We start from the raw sequence: 15,970 nt of genomic DNA on the forward strand, positions 1-15,970 counted from the left end.
GTGGAGGTGTTGTCGGGGGCCGAGGGGGCTCCGGGGTTGGATCGGGTGGAGGTGGTTCAGCCCGCGTTGTTCGCGGTGATGGTGTCGTTGGCGCGGTTGTGGGAGCACCACGGGGTGCGTCCGGATGCTGTGGTGGGTCATTCGCAGGGGGAGATCGCGGCGGCTCATATCAGTGGGGTGTTGTCGTTGGAGGACGCGGCGCGGGTGGTGGCGTTGCGTGCGGACGCGTTGCGTCGTCTGGCGGGGACGGGAGCGATGGCGTCCATCCCTCTCGGTCAGGACGAGGTGGCCGAGCGCATCAGGTCCGGGGAGTTCTCGGATGTGCATGTGGCGACGGTGAATGGTCCGGGTGCGACGGTGGTGGCGGGTGACCGTGACCAGGTGCACCGGTTCGTCCGTGAGTGTGAGGGCGAGGGGGTGCGGGCGCGGGTGATCCCGGTGGATTATGCCTCGCATTCGCCGCATGTGCGGGTGTTGCGGGAGGAGATCCTGGACCGGTTGGGTCCGGTCCGGCCCGGCTCGGCGGAGGTTCCGTTCCTGTCCACGGTGACGGGTGAGTTTCTCGAAGGTCCGGAGTTGGATGCGGAGTACTGGTACGCGAATCTGGCGAGTCCGGTGGGGTTCTCTTCTGCGGTGGCGTTGTTGGTGGAGTCGGGGCATCACGCGTTTGTGGAGTGCAGTCCGCATCCGGTGTTGACGACTGCGGTCGGGGATACCGCTGAGGTGGTGGCGGGGGCGCCGGTGGTTGCGGCTTTGGGGACGTTGCGTCGTGATCAGGGTGGTGTGCGTCAGTGGTTGACGGCGTTGGCGGGCGCGTTCACCGCGGGTCTGTCTCCGGACTGGTTCCCTGAGCGTTCCACGGTTCCGGTGTCCGCCACCGTGGATCTACCGACCTACGCCTTCCAGCGCGAGCGGTACTGGCTGGACGCACCGGTCTCCAGGGGTGACGTGACCGGCCTGGGGCTGGCCACGTCCGACCATCCCCTCCTGGGCGCGGCGGTACCGCTCGCCGGTGGGGAGGGGTTGGTCTTCACGGGGCGGTTGTCGTTGGCGACGCATCCGTGGCTGGCTGACCACGCGGTGATGGGCACCGTGCTGTTGCCTGGTACCGCGTTCGTGGAACTGGCGTTGCACGCGGGTGAACAGGTCGACCGCGCGCATCTGGAGGAGCTGACGCTGGAGGCCCCGTTGGTCCTGCCCGAACAGGGGCAGGTCCAGATCCAGGTCTTCGTGGGCAGCGAGGACGACGCCGGACGCCGACCGGTGAGCGTCCACTCACGGGTGGACGGTGCCGAGGAACGGCCGTGGACACGCCATGCCGACGGCGCGCTCACCCGTGCACGGGAAGCCGTGGACCCGCGGTCCGGTGTGTGGCCGCCGCAGGGCGCCGAACCGATCGCGCTGGACGAGTTCTACGAGAACCTGGCCATGCGCGGGTACGAGTACGGCCCCGCCTTCCAGGGGCTGCGTGCCGCATGGCGGCTCGGTGACGACACCCACGCCGAGATCCTTCTTCCGGACGGCACCGGTACCGAGGGGTTCGGCATCCATCCGGCCCTGCTCGACGCCGCTCTGCACCCGTTCGTGGGGAGCGGCGCCGACAGCGAACCCGGGACGGTACCCCTGCCCTTCGCGTGGCGGGGGGTGTCTCTGCACGCCGTGGGGGCGTCCGCGCTCAGGGTCACCCTGTCTCCCACTGAGGACGGCGGGCTCGCGGTGACCACCACGGACACCGAGGGTGCCCCCGTGGCATCCGTGGCGGCGCTCTCGGTCAGGGCCATAGCCACGGACAGACTGGGTGCGACCGGTGGCGGTGACCCGCTGTACCGCGTGGAGTGGACTCCGGTGTCCGGGGCGTTCACCGACCGCGCGGCGGGACCCTACCCCACCCTGGACCAGCTCAACGGCTCCGTGCCGTCCATCGTGGTCCTGGAGTGCCCCGGGGCGTCGGACACGGACCCGGTCACCGCGACCAGGTCCACCACCCGCGAGGTCCTCGAAGCACTCCAGCTCTGGCTGTCCGACGACCGCTACACCGCCGCCCGCCTGGTGGTGGTCACCCGGGGAGCCGTCGAGACGGGGACGGGTGGCGACCGGGTGACCGATCTGGCGCAGGCGGCGGTGCGGGGTCTGGTCCGCGCGGCCCAGAGCGAGGAGCCCGGCCGCTTCGTCCTGGTGGACGTCGACGGGGACGACGCGTTCGACCTGCTGCCCGCGGTGGTGGAGAGCGGTGAGCCCGAGGTCGCGGTCCGCCACGGGGAACTGCTGGCACCACGGCTGGTGCGTGTGTCCGGGACGGTCGTGGCCGAAGCCTCGCGCTTGGACACCGAGGGGACTGTGCTGGTCACCGGTGGTACGGGTGCGTTGGGCGGCTTGGTGGCGCGTCATCTGGTGGTGGGGCACGGGGTGCGCAGTCTGGTGTTGACCAGTCGTCGGGGTTTGGCGGCTGAGGGCGCTGAGGCGTTGGAGGCTGAGCTCGCCGGGTTGGGTGCTCGGGTGCGGGTGGTCGCGTGTGATGCGGCTGACCGGGAGGCGTTGGCGGCTCTGTTGGGTGAGGTTCCCGAGGAGTATCCGCTCACGGGGGTGGTGCACTGTGCGGGTGTGTTGGATGACGGGATGGTCTCCGCGCTGACTCCTGAGCGGTTGGAGGGGGTGTTGCGTCCGAAGGTGGACGCGGCGTGGAACCTGCACGAGCTCACCCGGGACCTGGATCTGTCGGCGTTCGTGTTGTTCTCCTCGATCGCGGGGGTGGTGGGCAATCCGGGGCAGGCGAACTACGCGGCGGCCAACACGTTCCTGGACGGGTTGGCCCAACGGCGGCGCGCGGACGGTCTGCCTGCGACGTCGCTGGCCTGGGGCCTGTGGGCCGAGTCCACCGGTATGACCGGCCACCTGGACCAGGCCGACGTCGCCCGCATGCGCCGCACCGGTATAGCCCCGATGACCAACGAACAGGGCCTGGCCCTCTTCGACGCCGCGGTCGCCGCAGAGCACCCCGCGGTGGTCCCGGTACGCCTGAGCACAGCCTCACTGCGCGAACTGGCACGTCAGGGCGGCCTGCCGCCCATGTTCGCGGACCTCGTCCGCGTCCCGCTGCGGCGTGCCGAGGCACCGGCCGGGGAGGAGGCGGGTCTGGCGGCCCGACTGGCCGCCCTGGACACGGCGGAACGACACACGGCCGTGTTGGAGCTGGTCCGGACACAGGTCGCCACCGTGCTCGGGCACACCGATCCGACCGCGGTCGAGTCCGAGCGCGGACTGCTCGACCTGGGGTTCGACTCCCTCAAGGCGGTCGAGCTGCGCAACCGGCTGTCCGGTACGACCGGCCTGCGGCTGCCGTCCACGCTCGTGTTCGACTTCCCCACGTCCACGGCACTGGCCGAGTACCTGCGGACCCGCCTGGTCCCGGAGGAGGAGACGACGGAACGCACGCTGCTCGCCGAGATCGACCGCCTGGAGGCGGTTCTGGCTTCGGCGTCAGCGGCCGACGGCGGGCACGACAGCGTCACCGAGCGGCTCCAGGCGCTGCTGCGGCAGTGGACGGAGGCCGCCCGCGGGATCGACGAGAACACCGAGGAGGACCTGAGCGAGGCCACCGACGACGAACTGTTCGACGTTCTGGACAACGAGCTGGGGATGTCGGCGGACTCCTGACCCCGCGGCCCGCGCATGCCGTGCGCGGGCCGCCCACGGCTGGCTGGCGCGCCCCTGGCGGTGACCCGGTGCCTTCACCGCCGGACCACCGGCCGCGTGAAACGGCTCGGCCGGCCCGCGGAACCACCGCGGGCCGACCGAGCCCGTTCTGCTTCGGGGGCGGCTCCGTGTCCGTCGCCGTCCGCCCGGGGGTCAGACCAGGACGTACCCTCCGTCCAGGTCCATCACCGACCCGGTGACGTACCCGTTCTCCATCAGGTGGACGTAGGCGGCGCCGACCTCGCTCCACTGCCCGAAGCGCCCCACCGGCAGCCGTCGCAGGATCGCCTCGAACAGCTCGGCCCGCTCGGGGTCGTCGTCCAGAGACCGTTGGAGCGGTCCGACCCGGACCGCGTTGACCCGCAGCGGTCCGAGTTCGACGGCCAGAGCGCGGGTGAGCGTCTCCACGGCCCCGGAGGTGCTGGAGTGGACGACGACCCCCGCCGCGGGCCGTGCCGCCGCGACCCCGGAGGTCAGCACGATCGACCCGTGGGGGCGGAGGTGGGGGCTGCCGTACTTGGCCGCCATGAACGGCATGAAGAAGCGGTCCTCGAAGCACGCGCGGGCGTACGCGAGGCTGACGTCGGACAAGGCCGTGAACGACACGTGCGTCCCGGCGGTGAACACGAGGTGGTCGAACGGGCCGACCTTCGGGAAGAACTCCCGGACGGCGTCCTCGTCCGAGGCGTCCAGCACGAACCCCTCGCTGCCCGCGGGCAGCTGTTCGAGGGCCTCGTCGACGTTGCTCTGCTTGCGTGAGGCCACCACGACGTGCGCGCCCCGCTCCGCGGCGGCCACGGCCGCCGCGAGCCCCATGCCCATCGTGCCGCCGATGAGCACGACCTTCTGGTTCTCGATTCCCGGCAACTGACTCTCCCTACTGTTCCCGCGTGGACGTGCTGAACGGTTGTGGTGCGGTGGCGTCAAGCCGGGGTCGGCACGACCGAGGGCGCGCCGAACCAGGTGTTCAGAGCCGCGGTGAGACCGCCGGTGTGCTCGCCGTCGGGGTCGACGAAGGCGATGTGCCCGTCCGGGCGGATGAGGAGCACGGCGGCGTCGATGGCCTCGACCGGCTGGGCGACGACCGTGTCGACGCGGTCCTCCCATCCCGACAGGCCCGCGGTGGCCTTCGGGTCGCCGGTGGTGTTGAGGACGACGCCGCGACCGGCGTGCAGCAGGCGCGCCGTGCTCGTCTCGCCGTCGTCCGTGACCAGCGGGAGATCGGTGATGCGCAGGCCCAGCAACGGGTGGTCCACGGCCACGTCGTCCGGGTACTCCATGGCGTAGCGGATGCCCAAGCCCGACGAACGCTGCACGAGGTAGTGGCTGACGTCCTCGAACTGCATGAGCTCGCCGAACAGCTGACGCAGCGGCGCCGAACGTTCGAAGGGATGCATCAGCGCCACCTGGGCCTGCGGATACACGCAGGTCTCGAAACCGACCGGGTGGCGCTCCCTGTGGTAGGTGTCGAGGATCTCGGAGGAGACGTGGCCGTTCATCACACCAGCCAGCTTCCAGCCGAGGTTCATCGCGTCCTGCATGCCGGTGTTGAGGCCCTGACCAGCGGAGGGGAAGTGCAGGTGGGCGGCGTCGCCCGCGATGAACACGCGCTCGGCGCGGTAGTCGGAGGCGTGCCGGACGGCGTCGCCGAACCGGGTGAGCCAGCCGGTCCGGCCGATCTTCAGGTCGATCCCGGTGACCTTGAGGAACGCCTCGCGGAACTCCTCGCCCGTCATGGGGACGTCCTCGCTCGGACGCTCGCTGTCGTACTCGATGACGGTGCCGCGGAACAGGCCCGGCTCGTCGGGGTGCTTGATCACCGCGCACAGCCCCTTGGGAAGGACCTTCGGCGCGATCCCGTCCCTGTACTCCTCGTTGAGGATCTCCATGTCACCGGTGCGCCCGCACAGGGTCGCGTCGGTGCCGGGGAACCCGATACCGGCGATCTTGCGGACCTTGCTGCGTCCGCCGTCACAGCCCACCAGGTAAGGGGCCCGCAGCGTGTACTCGCCCTCGGGCCCGCGGACGGTGGCGGTGACGCCGTCGGCGTCCTGGGCCAGATCGAGCAGCTCGTGGCCGCGGCGGACCTCCACGGACGGGTGGTCGGCGAGCCGGTCCGACAGCAGGCCCTCCACCAGTCGCTGGGGAACGATGCGCGGGATGTTGGACTCGTCCATGGCGACGATACCGGGGAAGCCGTAGTTGTAGTTCTGGAACCGGGGGGCGTCGGGGTAGCGGTCCAGGTCGCGCTGTTTGAACATCTCGTAGGTGCTGGTGTGGATGGCGAACGCCTGGGACCACCACCTGGGTTCGGGCTCCCGCTCCAGGAGGATGGCCGGTACACCGGCGATCCCCAGCTCTGCGGTGAGCATCAACCCTGTGGGGCCGCCGCCGACGACGATGACAGCCTGGCTCATGAGGACTCCTCTGCGCGGTGTTGGGTGGTCGGCACCTCTCGAACGTGTGTGGCCGGAAGCGCCGGCGCCCACGCGCCCGAGTGCTCCTGGCCGCAGCGTCGCCGACCCGGCTAAGTTCACACCTGAGCGCTTCTTAAGCGGGCCTGGGCGGCGGTGGCCGGCTCCGCGGGGCCCGGGGAAGGCGGACGTTGGACGCCCTTCAGTCGCGACCCGGACGAGAGGCCGTGGTCGTGGCCCGCGGCCGTCCCTCGACTGGCCGGGGCGGAAACGGCGGCAACGGGAGCGAGGCCGCTGTCAACGTCACCCGCCGCGGGACCCTGGCCGCCGCTCCCGAAGGGAGGCGGATGCCGCTCGCGCCACACCGGTGGAGGACCTTCAGCGCACGTCCGGTGGGATCGAGCACGGGCACGGCGTGCCGATGGGAGTGGCGGACGGGGCGACCGACCCGACGCGGACCCGCCCACGGGGCACGGACGCGCTTGCCCGAGAACCTGCCACGCGCGGACACCACGGGAACACCCCCTGCGGACACGGGGCGTGACCGTCCGAGGCGGCGTCAGCGACGGGTACGCATACCCTCGCAGGCGATTTCGACGAGACGACGCTGCGCTGAGCCGTCGTCCGTGGCGGGGTGCCGGGACAGGCAGCCCACCAGGATGGCCTTGATGTCGGCGATCTCCATGTCGTCGCGGACCGTCCCCGCGGCCTGGGCGCGCACCAGGAGACGGTTGAGGGATTCCATGACGTCGTGGTCGGGGTCGGAGGTGATGACGGCCAGGTCGAACCCCGGTTCGCTCAACGCCTCCGTCAGCCCCCGGTCCATCGCGCCTTCCAGGACCACGAAGGAGAAGAAGGAGAAGAACGCCTCTCCCGGGTCCTCGCTGTCCATGAGGGCTTCGGCCTTCAGGACGTACCGGTCGAGGCGTTCCACCAGGATGGCCTTGAACAGCTCGTGCTTGGTCGGGAAATGGCGACTGACGGTGCCGGTGCCCACCCCGGCACGCCGGGCTATCTCGTGTACGGGCACGGAGAGCCCCTCCGCGGCGAACACCTCCTGAGCGACCTTGAGGACACGCTCGCGGTTGCGGCGGGCGTCGGCGCGCAGGGGGCGTTCCGCAGAGGGGTTCGCCACGGATCTTTCGTGATCGTTGCCCATTCCACGGTCCGCTCTTGAGGTGGTGCGTTCTCCTGGTGATCGGTCGGGGTCGCCGCTACCAGGACTCCAGGGTATCCCTCCATCGACAATACCCGTGGGAGGGGCCGGGACGGGGGCGGTGACGGGGCGGAGGACGGGAGGGAGCGCCCCCCGGGCCAACGGGGGACGCTCAGGAAGCCGACCGAACGGAGTTTCAGTGCCAGGGGGTCATCGGCCGACTCCGAACCAGCGGGCCAACGCGTCGCGCAGGCCCCGAAGGTCGTCCTCGCCTGGGGCCGTGGCGTCGGTGGCCCAGGCGACGAAGCCGTCAGGGCGTACCAGGAGGGCACGGGCCGGGGCGTTCTCCGCAGGGGCGCCCTGGACGGTGTCGACCCTGTCCTTCCAACCGCTCACCGTGTCCGTCACCCCCGAGCCGTCGGTGAGGTCGATCAACACCGGTCTGGCGGTGTGCATGATCCGGGAGAGGCGCTGCTCACCGTGCGGCGTCGTGACCGTGAAATCGGGTGCCCAGCGGCCCACGGCCGGGTGCTCGGGGTCGCCTTCCGCGGTGGTCCCCATGTCGTATCTGATGTCGGCGCCCGACATCAGCCTGGCGATGTAGCGAAGGTTCTCCTTGTCCTTGAGCATCTCGGTGAACACCGAGCGCAGGGCGGTGACGTCGGGCCCAGGGAAGATGAGAGCGGTTTGTGCCTGGGTCTGCATCAGGACGCGCGCGCCCACGGGCTGGCGCTCGGAGTGGTAGGTGTCCAGCAGGTCCTTCGGAGCCCAGCCGTGGATACGGGCGGCGAGCTTCCATCCCAGGTTGACGGTGTCCTGCAGCCCCAGGTTGAGGCCGGGGGCGTTCGCGGCGTGGTGCACGTGCGCGGCGTCACCGGCGAGCAGGACCCTGCCGAGCTGGTACCGGTCGGCTTGGCGGGTGTCACCGATGAGGCGGTGCAGCCGGTAGTCCTCGGGGTCGCCTGGAAGAGGCTCCATGGGCAGGTCCTCTCCCAGGACACGCGCCGTGCTCTCGCGCATCTCCTCTACCGTCATCGGTGCGTCCCTGTCGATGGCGGAGCGGCCCCACTCGACGGTACCGACGACGTAGCGGCCGGGAAGGAACGTGCCGATGGCGAAGTAACCGGTGTCGGTGCGGGTGAACCCGAACGGTACCCTGCCGCGCTCGGGCATCTCCAACCAGGCGCTTTCCTGGAGGAGGCTGTCCATCGCCGCGATTCCGCCGACATACGACTCGGGGAGGGAGACATCGGCTGCTCGGGAGATGAGGTCCTGGTTGCCGGTGTCGGGGAAGCCGATGCCGGCGCGCTTGCGCACGGTGCTCCGGGCTCCGTCGCAGCCGACGAGGTAACCCGCGGTGAGGGTGTAGTCGCCGTCCGGTCCGCGTACCTCCACGGTCACGCTGTCCTCGTCCTGGGACAGGTCGAGAAGTTCGTGGCCGCGGCGGATGTCCACGCCGAGCTCCAGGGCCCGTTCCTCCAGGGTCCGTTCGAGTTCTGGCTGCGGAACGGTGAGGACGTGCAGGGGGTTGTCCTCCAACGCGCGCAGGTCCAGGGGAAGCCCCGCGAAGTTGAAGAACGGGGTGGGTTCGGGTGCGGGTGCGTCGCTCATGCGGGAGAACAGGCCACGGTAGTCGAGGACCTGGACGACGGTCCCGACGAGGCCCTGCGCGCGGATGCGCCTTCCACGGTCGTGCAGTTTCTCCAGCACGAGGGGGCGGATGCCCGAGAGACTGAGTTCGCAGGCCAGCATCAGCCCGTTCGGGCCGGCACCGGAGATGACGACATCATGCATCGGTGGGGTTCTCCCTCGCTGTCGGGTGGTGCGCGGGAGGCCCTGCACGACTGGCGGTTCCGTCTCGGAACCGGGGGAGCCGATCCCCGGACGGCTTGCCGGAGGTTCGCGCCGTGCCGTCGAGGACGCCCGGTTGCACCTGGTTGGCCGTTCCGTGAAGGTCGTGCCCTTTACTTACGGCCCCAATGAAGCAGCCGGTTCTGAAAATCGGCTAAAGGAGGGCTTGCGTGGCGCGAACCAGAGGCGCGCACAACGCGCCCTAGACAATCGGGATGGCCGTCCCGTATATTCTGCGCATGTGAGCCGGATACCGCTGTGTCGGGGCTCGGCTCAGGATTTACGGCATCGACCGCCACGCGAACGTCTCGCGGAGTTAGCCACACCTCCCACCTGCCGGTGGTTCACGGGTCGCCGGACCGGCCCGAAGTGCGGACCACCCCTCCCGCCAAACCAATCATGGAGACGGACATGCCCTCCCGTAGCGCCCAGAGCCACCGGTGGACAGCGGATCAGATACCGGACCAAAGCGGGCGAATCGTCGTCATTACCGGGGCCAACACCGGTCTGGGACTGGAAGCCGCCCGCGTTCTCGCCGGTCGTGGGGCTTCCGTGGTCCTGGCCTGCCGTGACGCCCGAAAGGCCTCCGCGGCCGCAAAGCAGATCAGCGCCGTCGTGCCCAGAGCCGAAATCGAGACCCTCGGACTCGACCTGGCCTCGCTCGACTCGGTGCGCGGTGCCGCCCAGCGACTGCGTGAGAACCACTCACGCATCGATCTCCTGATCAACAACGCGGGTCTGATGATCCCCCCTCTCGGCCGTACGAAGGAGGGGTTCGAGCAGCAGTTCGGCGTGAACCACCTGGGTCATTTCGCACTCACCGGCCTGGTGCTCGACCGGGTTCTCGCGGCGAAGGACTCGCGGATCGTCACGGTCAGCAGCAGCGGCCACCGCCAGGGCACCATCGACTTCGACGACCTGCAATGGCGGAACCGTAAGTACAACGCCATGGGTGCCTACGCCCAGTCGAAACTGGCGAATCTGATGTTCACCTACCACCTTCAGCGACAACTCAGGGCGGCTGGGTCCGAAACCCTCTCCGTGGCGGGGCACCCGGGCATTTCCCGTACGGATCTCTACCAGTACGCGCCTGGCTTCATGAAGGTGATGGTGACACCGCGGCTCAGGCTGATCAACTCGTGGTTCGCGCACCCCGTCGACGCGGCCACGCTGCCCATCCTGCTCGCGGCCACCGACCCCAAGGTCAGCGGGGCGCAGTACTACGGCCCGTCCGGTGTCGGCGAGTTCACCGGTCCTCCGAAACTGACCGACTCCAGCGACATCTCCTACGACGAGGCCCAGCAGAAGCGTTTGTGGGAAGCCTCCGAGCGGCTCACCGGTGTGGTCTACCAGTTCGCCGGGCTGAGGTCCTCGTAGCGGCGTGCGCCAGCGCCACCGCCATGGAACCGGCGCCCAAGCAGGCCACCGCCCGCACGGCGCACCGTGCGGCAGCCGGACCTTTCCGGCAGGGTGGATCCGAAGGAGCCGCGTCGTCTTCCGGTGCCCACCGTCCACGGCCGCGTCCTGGCCGCGGACGGTGGGCGCGCGGCGACCGGAGGCCCGAGCGGACCTTGCCGGGTGGCCGCCGAACACCTCGGCCACACCACCGCTACGGTGCCCACCGCACCGGCCGGAATCCTGGTCCGCGAGGACAGCCGCCACCCCGACCGGGTGGAGGAGGCGCCGGTGACGGTCGTGGAGCCCCTCGACTTCGAGTGCGAGGCCTGCCGTGCCCGGTTCCCGGTCATGGAGCGGATCCGCGAGGGCTGCGACGGACGGATCAACGCGGTCATCCGCTGCTTCCCCATGCCCGGGCACACCAACGCCGAGCCCGCCGCCGCCCAGCAGGGCGCGCTGGAGCGGACGCAGGTCCGGATGTACGAGACCCAGGCCGGGCGGGGCGAGTCCCAGGACCCCGGGGCCGAAGCGTCCGTCGGCGCCGACGCCCCGACGTGCGTGGCGGAACCCGTGACGGAGCGTGCGCGAAACGTAGGTTGGACGCATGCGCGTACTGGTCACGGGTGGTGCCGGGTTCATCGGATCGAGGGTCGCGGAGGAACTCCGCCTGGCCGGGCACGAGGCGGTCACCCTCGACGCCTACCTGCCCCAGGCCCACAACGGGAGGGACACCGAGGACGGAACCGTCGACGTCGTGGGCGACGTCCGGGACGGCGAGACCGTCGGGCGCGCCCTGAGGGGCGTGGACGCGGTCTGCCACCAGGCGGCGATGGTGGGACTGGGCTCGCCGGACTTCCTGGACGCCCCCGACTACGTCCGCTGCAACGACCTGGGCACGGCGGTCCTGCTGGCCGCCATGGCCAGGGCCGGGGTCCGCGACATCGTCATGGCCGGTTCGATGGTCGTCTACGGGGAGGGGCGGTACACGTGCCCCGAGCACGGCGACGTCCGTCCCGGCCCGAGGGCGGAGGCCGACCTGCGGGCGGGCGTGTTCGACCCCCCGTGCCCCCGGTGCGCGGCCCCGCTCGTGCCCGGCCTGGTGGGGGAGGACGCGCCGAGCGACCCGCGCAACGTCTACGCCACCACGAAGCTGGCGCAGGAGCACCTGTGCGCGTCGTGGGCCCGGGCCGTCGGCGGACGCGCGGTGTCGCTGCGCTACCACAACGTGTACGGACCGGGGATGCCGCGCGACACCCCGTACGCGGGCGTGGCCTCCTTCTTCCGCTCGGCGCTGGCCCGGGGCGAGGCGCCCCGCGTGTTCGAGGACGGCCGCCAGCGGCGCGACTTCGTGCACGTCGGCGACGTGGCGCGGGCCAACGTGGCGGCGCTGGAGGCCGTGCCGGGCAGGGCCCGGGGGGAGTTGTCCGCCTTCAACACCGGCAGCGGGACGCCGCACACCATCGGCGAGATGGCCCGGGCGCTGGCGGACGCGCACGGCGGCCCCGAACCCCGCGTCACCGGCGAGTACCGGCTCGGCGACGTCCGGCACATCACCGCCTCCTCCGGCCGCCTGATGGAGGAGCTGTCCTGGCGGCCGAGGGTCGGTTTCGCCGAGGGGATGGCCGAGTTCGCCCGTGCCGAACTGCGGGGTTCGGCCGGATCCGGAGTGCCGAAGGCCGGTGTGTCCGCGTGTCGCGACCGCCTTTCCCGCCCTGTGTCCACATGACTTCGTAGCGTAACCAGGGTGATCAGAGAACCACACGAGTACGGCCAGGACGAACCGGCGCAGGCGTCGCCCGACACGGCGGGCGGCGCCCCGCCGCCACCGGTCGACGTGGTGCTGCCCTGCCTGGACGAGGCGTCCGCCCTGCCCTGGGTCATGGAACGCGTCCCCCCGGGGTGGCGGGCGATCGTCGTGGACAACGGGTCCACGGACGGATCGGCCGACATCGCGTCGGAGCTGGGAGCCCTCGTCGTCTCCGAACCGCGCAGGGGCTTCGGCGCGGCGTGCCACGCGGGCCTGTCCGCCGCGACCGCCGAGTTCGTCTGCTTCTGCGACTGCGACGCCTCCCTGGACCCCGCCCTGCTCCCGGCGATGGTGGACCGGGTACGGGTCGGCGGGGCGGACCTGGTCGTGGGCAGGCGGCGCCCCGTCCGCAGGGGAACCTGGCCGGCGCACGCCAGGATCGGCAACGCCGTCGTCGCGCGGATGCTGCGCTCGCGGACCGGGGTGCGGGTGCGCGACATCGGCCCGATGCGCGCCGCCCGCAGGGTCGACCTCCTCAAGCTGGGGATGACCGACCGGCGCTCGGGCTACCCGTTGGAGACGGTCGTGCGCGCCGCCGACGCCGGGTGGCGGGTCGACGAGGTGGACGTCCCCTACCTGCCCAGGTCGGGGGCCTCCAAGGTGACGGGGACGTGGCGCGGCACGTGGACCGCCGTGCGCGACATGACGGGGGTGCTGCGCGAGCCGCCGGTCTCTGAGGGTGCGCGCGCGAGGGGAGGGCGGCCATGACCCGGACCGTTGGGCCCGGCCTCCCGGCAGGGGACACCACCCTGCTGGTGATCGCCAAGGAACCCGTTCCCGGGCGGGTCAAGACACGGCTGACCCCCGAGTACTCGCCGCGGGAGGCCGCCGCGCTCGCCGAGGCCGCCCTGGCGGACACCCTGCACACGGTGCGCTCGCTGCCCGCGCGCAGGAGGCTCCTGGTGCTGGAGGGGAGGCCCGGCCCCTGGCTCCCGCCGGGGTTCGAGGTGGTCCCGCAGGCGGGCGGCGGGCTCGACGAACGGCTCGCGCAGGCGTTCGCCCGGTGCTCGGGCCCCTCCCTGCTGATCGGCATGGACACCCCCCAGGTGACCGGGGAGCTCCTGGCGCCCGCCCTGGCCCCGGACGCGTGGGAGCGCGTCGACGCGTGGTTCGGCCCGAGCGAGGACGGGGGCTTCTGGGCGCTCGGCCTGGCCGAACCCGACCCCCGCCTGCTGCGCGGCGTCCCGATGTCGACGGAGCACACCGGACGGTTCCAGCACGCGCGGCTGGTCGGCGCCGGGCTGCGCGTGGGCGGTCTGGACGTGCTCACGGACGTCGACACGCCCCGCGACGCCGCGCTGGTGGCCTCACTCGTCCCCGACAGCCGCTTCGGCAGGGCCGTCGGGCTCGGGAGAGCGGGGTGCCGGCGGTGAGCACGACCGAGACCGGGATCGACACGAGGTCGGCTCCGTGGCTGTGCGACCCCTACTCCCAGGCGCTCGCCAACGGCCGAGGTCCCCTCTTCCTGCGACGGCCCGACGGGTGGATGCTCCGCCTGGACGTCGAGCGCTGGTGCGGGGAGACCGACGCCGCGGACGAGAGCGTGCTGGAGCGCTCCGAGGGCGACACCCTGGACGCCGGGTGCGGGCCCGGGCGCATGGTCGTCGCGCTCGCCGCCCGGGGCCGCACGGCGCTGGGCGTGGACATGAACCCCGTGGCCGTGTCGCGCGCGGTCGAGGCGGGCGGCCGGGCGGTGTGCGCCTCGGTGTTCGATCCCCTGCCCGGCGAGGGCGCCTGGCGTACCGCGCTGCTGGTCGACGGCAACATCGGTATCGGCGGAGCCCCCGGGGACCTGCTCGCCCGGATGCGGGAGGTCGTGCTGCCCGGCGGTCTGCTCATCGTCGAGACCGCCGCCCACGAGGTCCATGAGTGCGTGACGGTGCAGGTCACCGACGGACGGGGGGAACCGGGTGCCCCGTTCCCGTGGGCGCGGCTCGGGCTCCAAGCCCTGCGGCGGTGCGCGCGGGGGGCAGGGTGGGAGTGGTCGGAGGCCTGGCAGGTGCGGGGACGCCGGTTCGCGGCACTGCGCGCGCCGCGGGGCAACCCGACGCCGGGACGCGTCTGTCCCGCGGTGACGGCGTGACGCGGCCCGAACTCCGCCAGCGCGAGGTCCGGGACGCGGTCGGCGCCTCCCGGACGGGTCTGCGCGCCGACCTGTCCGTGGCGGCCCTGGCCGTGCTCCTCTTCGCGTCGGCCGCCGTCGTCGGCACCCGGATCGAACGCGCCCACGGCGTCCTCCACGTGGACTGGCCGCCGCTGTACGCGTCCTGGTTCCCCCACGCGGGGCCCGGCACGGTCCCCGCCCTGGCCCTGGCGGCGGCGGTGGTGGCCTGCGGGCCCGCGGCGGCGCGCGCCCTGCCCTGGCGCGCCCTGGTGTGGGCGGTCTGGGCCGCGTCCACGCTCTGGACCATCGCGCTCGCGCTGGTCGACGGCTGGCGGCACGGGATCGTCAGCCGCCTGCTGTCCCCCCACGAGTACCTGTCCTCGGTCGACCGCTTCCAGGACGTGGGCGCCGCGCTGAGCACGTTCACCCGGCACATCCTCATCGGGCAGCCCGACAACTGGCCCACGCACGTGGCCGGGCACCCGCCGGGAGCCGTCCTGACGTTCGTCGCGCTGGACCGGGTCGGTCTGGGCGGCGGGGCGTGGGCCGGGCTCTGGTGCGTCGTGGTCGGCGGGTCGGCCGCCGCCGCGGTCCTGGTCGCGGTGCGCGCGCTCGGTGCGGAGTCGACGGCGCGCAGGGCGGCCCCGTTCCTCGTGCTGCTGCCCGCCGCGGTGTGGGTGGGCACGTCGGCGGACGGGTACTTCGCGGCGGTCACCGCGTGGGGCCTGGCCCTGCTCGCCGTGGCCGCGGCGCCCGACGCGCGTGCGCCGCGCGCCACCGCGCTGGCGGCCGGTCTGCTCCTGGGGTGGTCGGTGTACCTGTCCTACGGGCTCGTCCTCATGGGGATCCCGGCCGTGGCGGTACTCCTGTGCGCGCGGACCGCGCGCCCCCTGCCCTACGCGCTGCTGGGCGCCCTGGCCGTCGCCGCGGCCTTCACGGCGGCCGGTTTCTGGTGGTGGGAGGGCTACCGGCTGCTCGTGGAGCGCTACTACCAGGGGTTGGCGTCGGTCCGGCCCTACGGCTACTGGGTCTGGGCGAACCTGGCCGTCGCGTGCCTGACGACCGGACTCGCGACCGCGGCGGGTCTGCGCCGGGCGCTGGCGCGGCTGCCCGGGGCGGTGCGCGGCCTGCGCCGTTCGCCGTCCCGGGAGACCGCGACGACGGCCCTGCTGGTGGCCGCCGCACTGTGCGCGATCACCGCCGCCACCCTGTCGGGGATGAGCAAGGGCGAGACCGAGCGCATCTGGCTGCCGTTCGTGCTGTGGCTCATCCCGGCCGCCGCCCTCCTGCCGGGCCGCCACCACAGGGCCTGGCTGGCCGTCCAGGCGGCCACGGCGCTCGCGGTCAACCACCTGCTGCTCACCGGTTGGTGAACCGGTGCGCTCCGCGGGGCCGGTGCCCGAAGCCCCCGGCGTCCTCGCGGGCACCGGCGAAGGAACGCGCCCGTGGCGCGCCGGGGGCGTCTCCGTGCGCGACCGGACCTGGGTAGACGAAGTCGGCGCACAGCGGGCGCACGCCGGGCGTCCCCGGGTGCGACCGGACGCGGG

General features: G+C 72.0%; 11 protein-coding genes and 2 pseudogenes. 9 read left to right on the forward strand and 4 right to left on the reverse strand.

Going from position 1 to position 15,970, the window contains the following annotated elements:
- Positions 1-6 precede the first annotated feature (6 nt).
- Together FYW99_RS33150 and FYW99_RS30440 are read left to right on the forward strand one after the other, a co-directional pair.
- Positions 7-819: pseudogene (locus FYW99_RS33150) on the forward strand (acyltransferase domain-containing protein); the annotation flags it as partial.
- Positions 820-879: 60 nt separating this feature from the next.
- Entirely contained in the window at positions 880-3,654 is a 2,775-nt protein-coding gene (locus FYW99_RS30440) for a type I polyketide synthase (protein ID WP_223839830.1), read from the forward strand.
- 192 nt (positions 3,655-3,846) lie between these two features.
- Here the strand turns inward: FYW99_RS30440 and FYW99_RS30445 are convergent, their stop codons facing one another.
- The 4 genes from FYW99_RS30445 to FYW99_RS30460 all read right to left on the reverse strand — a co-directional run bounded on the left by FYW99_RS30445 (position 3,847) and on the right by FYW99_RS30460 (position 9,057).
- Positions 3,847-4,560 carry an SDR family oxidoreductase gene (locus FYW99_RS30445; protein WP_223839817.1) on the reverse strand — a complete coding sequence of 238 codons (714 nt, stop codon included), beginning with the start codon at positions 4,558-4,560 and terminating at the stop codon, positions 3,847-3,849.
- 56 nt (positions 4,561-4,616) lie between these two features.
- Positions 4,617-6,110, reverse strand: a complete 1,494-nt coding sequence (locus tag FYW99_RS32690; protein ID WP_150255854.1) for an FAD-dependent monooxygenase — start codon at positions 6,108-6,110, stop codon at positions 4,617-4,619.
- A gap of 556 nt (positions 6,111-6,666) precedes the next feature.
- The gene (locus FYW99_RS30455) at positions 6,667-7,242 is read right to left on the reverse strand and encodes a TetR/AcrR family transcriptional regulator (protein ID WP_223839819.1); all 576 of its coding nucleotides are present in this window, start codon (positions 7,240-7,242) and stop codon (positions 6,667-6,669) included.
- Between the two features lie 231 nt (positions 7,243-7,473).
- On the reverse strand, positions 7,474-9,057 hold the full coding sequence (locus tag FYW99_RS30460) for an FAD-dependent monooxygenase (RefSeq protein ID WP_150255856.1): 1,584 nt from the start codon (positions 9,055-9,057) through the stop codon (positions 7,474-7,476).
- Positions 9,058-9,525: 468 nt separating this feature from the next.
- Between FYW99_RS30460 and FYW99_RS30465 the strand changes: the two genes are divergently transcribed.
- From FYW99_RS30465 to FYW99_RS30495, 7 genes and pseudogenes are all read left to right on the forward strand, one after another.
- On the forward strand, positions 9,526-10,491 hold the full coding sequence (locus FYW99_RS30465) for an oxidoreductase (protein WP_150255858.1): 966 nt from the start codon (positions 9,526-9,528) through the stop codon (positions 10,489-10,491).
- Positions 10,492-10,614: 123 nt separating this feature from the next.
- Positions 10,615-11,052, forward strand: a pseudogene (locus tag FYW99_RS32695) (DsbA family protein); the annotation flags it as partial.
- A 64-nt stretch (positions 11,053-11,116) separates the two neighbouring features.
- Positions 11,117-12,238, forward strand: a complete 1,122-nt coding sequence (locus FYW99_RS30475; protein ID WP_150255860.1) for an NAD-dependent epimerase/dehydratase family protein — start codon at positions 11,117-11,119, stop codon at positions 12,236-12,238.
- A gap of 18 nt (positions 12,239-12,256) precedes the next feature.
- Positions 12,257-13,027, forward strand: a complete 771-nt coding sequence (locus tag FYW99_RS30480) for a glycosyltransferase family 2 protein (RefSeq protein ID WP_150255862.1) — start codon at positions 12,257-12,259, stop codon at positions 13,025-13,027.
- Entirely contained in the window at positions 13,024-13,692 is a 669-nt protein-coding gene (locus FYW99_RS30485; RefSeq protein ID WP_150255865.1) for a TIGR04282 family arsenosugar biosynthesis glycosyltransferase, read from the forward strand. Before FYW99_RS30480 ends, FYW99_RS30485 begins: the two co-directional genes overlap by 4 nt.
- Entirely contained in the window at positions 13,689-14,402 is a 714-nt protein-coding gene (locus tag FYW99_RS30490; protein ID WP_223839820.1) for a class I SAM-dependent methyltransferase, read from the forward strand. The genes FYW99_RS30485 and FYW99_RS30490 overlap by 4 nt, the downstream gene beginning before the upstream one ends.
- On the forward strand, positions 14,399-15,796 hold the full coding sequence (locus tag FYW99_RS30495; RefSeq protein WP_150255870.1) for a hypothetical protein: 1,398 nt from the start codon (positions 14,399-14,401) through the stop codon (positions 15,794-15,796). The genes FYW99_RS30490 and FYW99_RS30495 overlap by 4 nt, the downstream gene beginning before the upstream one ends.
- The last annotated feature ends 174 nt before the right edge of the window (positions 15,797-15,970 follow it).

The organism is Nocardiopsis deserti (genome assembly GCF_008638355.1).
GTDB classification, from domain to species: domain Bacteria; phylum Actinomycetota; class Actinomycetes; order Streptosporangiales; family Streptosporangiaceae; genus Nocardiopsis; species Nocardiopsis alborubida.

Coding starts and splice junctions, on each gene's coding strand:
- FYW99_RS30460 (WP_150255856.1), bottom strand. CDS start 9,057: ATGCATGATGTCGTCATCTCCGGTGCCGGCCCGAACGGGCTGATGCTG.
- FYW99_RS30475 (WP_150255860.1), top strand. CDS start 11,117: ATGCGCGTACTGGTCACGGGTGGTGCCGGGTTCATCGGATCGAGGGTC.
- FYW99_RS32690 (WP_150255854.1), bottom strand. CDS start 6,110: ATGAGCCAGGCTGTCATCGTCGTCGGCGGCGGCCCCACAGGGTTGATG.
- FYW99_RS30485 (WP_150255865.1), top strand. CDS start 13,024: ATGACCCGGACCGTTGGGCCCGGCCTCCCGGCAGGGGACACCACCCTG.
- FYW99_RS30465 (WP_150255858.1), top strand. CDS start 9,526: ATGCCCTCCCGTAGCGCCCAGAGCCACCGGTGGACAGCGGATCAGATA.